This window comes from Candidatus Andeanibacterium sp. (assembly GCF_057143545.1).
On the sequence record NZ_DBNHSF010000194.1, the window covers coordinates 1 to 2037 of the forward strand.

At 64.6% G+C, this 2037-nt stretch carries 3 protein-coding genes and 1 pseudogene; all 4 read left to right on the top strand.

Features of this window, described 5'->3' with window-relative positions; translation table 11 throughout:
* The coding region (locus tag AC16XC_RS11445) for a Ros/MucR family transcriptional regulator (protein WP_484034787.1) at positions 1-260 on the top strand (260 nt) is incomplete at its 5' end.
* A gap of 78 nt (positions 261-338) precedes the next feature.
* A complete protein-coding gene (locus AC16XC_RS11450) occupies positions 339-761 on the top strand; it encodes a Fur family transcriptional regulator (protein ID WP_484034788.1) in 423 nt (140 codons plus the stop codon).
* Positions 733-1626, top strand: a complete 894-nt coding sequence (locus tag AC16XC_RS11455) for a lysophospholipid acyltransferase family protein (protein ID WP_484034789.1) — start codon at positions 733-735, stop codon at positions 1624-1626. Before AC16XC_RS11450 ends, AC16XC_RS11455 begins: the two co-directional genes overlap by 29 nt.
* 214 nt (positions 1627-1840) lie before the next feature.
* Positions 1841-2037 (top strand): annotated as a pseudogene (locus tag AC16XC_RS11460) (tRNA (N6-isopentenyl adenosine(37)-C2)-methylthiotransferase MiaB); the annotation flags it as partial.

Here is a 2037-nt window from a genome sequence, read left to right on the forward strand (position 1 = left end):
CGGCCGTTTCGATCCGCTCTTCGATCAAGCCCGACAGCATCACCTGTCTCGATTGCGGCAAGAAGATGAAGATGCTCAAGCGGCATCTTTCGACCGATCACGGGCTCAGCACCGACGCCTATCGCCAGCGCTGGAACCTCCCGGCGGATTATCCGCTGGTTGCCCCCAACTATGCCGAAAAGCGCCGCGAGCTGGCCAAGAAGATCGGCCTGGGCCGCAAGCCCGGCCAGAAGCGCGGCCGCAAGAAAAAGGTCGCATAGGCCCGATTCACCGCTGGCGGTTGAAAAAGTGCCCCACAGGTCTAAAACCTGTGGGGCGTTTTCGTTCGGGAGTGCAGTTTGACGCAGCCAATCGACCTTGAGCAATTGTGCCATGAGCGCGGCCTCAGAATTACCGAGCAGCGCCGCATCATTGCGCGCGTCTTGTCGGAGAGCGCCGACCATCCCGATGTCGAATTGCTGCACGAACGCGCATCGGCGATCGATTCCAAGATCTCGATCGCAACCGTCTACCGGACGGTCCGCCTGTTCGAAGAGGCCGGCATCCTCGACCGGCACGATTTCGGCGATGGCCGCGCCCGCTACGAAGCGGCGCCCGAAGCGCATCACGACCATCTGATCGATGTCGAGACCGGCAAGGTCGTCGAATTCGTCGATCCCGAGCTCGAAGCGCTCCAGCGGGTGATTGCCGAAAAGCTCGGCTATCGCCTGGTCGATCACCGGATGGAGCTATATGGCGTCCGGCTCGACCGCGAAAGCTGACCGGGCGCAGCTGCGCGCCAGGGCAGCCGCAGGCCATCCAACCCCCGTAACGCTGGCCGGATGGATCCGGATCGTCACAAGGACGCTGGCGATGGCGCTGCTGCTGGTGGCGTTCCTGCCGCTCCATTACCTCTATCGCCTGTTTGCTTACGGCTCGCCCTTCCCCAAACTGTTCCTGAAGCTGGCCGCGCGGATTTGCGGCGCGCGGGTGCGGATCGCGGGCACCCATTTGAAGCGCGACGTGTTCTACATCGCCAACCACGTCTCCTGGCTCGACATCCTGGCGCTGTCGGGATCGAGCGGCACCGCCTTCGTGGCCAAGGCGGAAGTGGCCGAAACGCCGGTGGTCGGCTGGCTCGCGCGGCTCAACCGCACGGTCTTCGTCAAGCGCGAGGCCCGGTTCGACGTCGCGGCGCAGGTCAATGCGCTGAAGGAGGCGCTGTCGGACAATTGGTCGGTTACCGTGTTCCCCGAAGGCACCACCACCGACGGCCATTCGCTGCTACCGTTCAAGACTTCGATGCTGAGCGTGCTCGAACCGCCCCCGCCGGGCGTGCTGGTCCAGCCGGTCCTGCTCGATTACGGCGCGGTGGCCGAGGAGATCGGCTGGGTCGGCGACGAGACCGGGCTCAACAATGCGAAGCGTGTGCTGGCGCGCGCGGGGAGCTTCCCGGTGACGGTTACCTATCTCGAGCCGTTCTCGCCCGAGGATTTTCGCGGACGCAAGGCGATCGGCGCGGAGGCGAGGCGGCGGATCGAGGATGCGCTGGTGGCCGCGCTCGGCAAGCCGGTGCGGGAATTCGTCCATGGGGTGGCGGCGGTGCGCTACGTCCCCAAACCGCAGCCAGACGATCCGCCGACCTGATTTTGGTTCCCTTCCCCATCGATGGGGGAAGGACAGCGCAGCTTGCTCGCTTGCGAGCTAGCGGAGCTCGGAAGGGGGTGATTTTGTAGCGACCGGAAGCATCACCCCCACCCAACTGCGACTAGGCCCTGCGGGCCAAGCCTCCGTATCCCTCCCCCATCAATGGGGAGGGCGATTGCGACGCTTCCCCAATTCCTGTAAGCGCCGCGCCTCCATGAAACCGGCCACCCCACCCCGGACCTACAGGGTCAAAAGCTTCGGCTGTCAGATGAACGTCTATGACGGCGAGCGGATGGCCGAGCTGCTGGCCGAACAGGGGATCGCGCCCGCGCCCGAAGGCGAAGAGGCGGACCTGGTTGTGCTCAACACCTGCCACATCCGCGAAAAGGCGGCGGAGAAGGTCTATTCGGA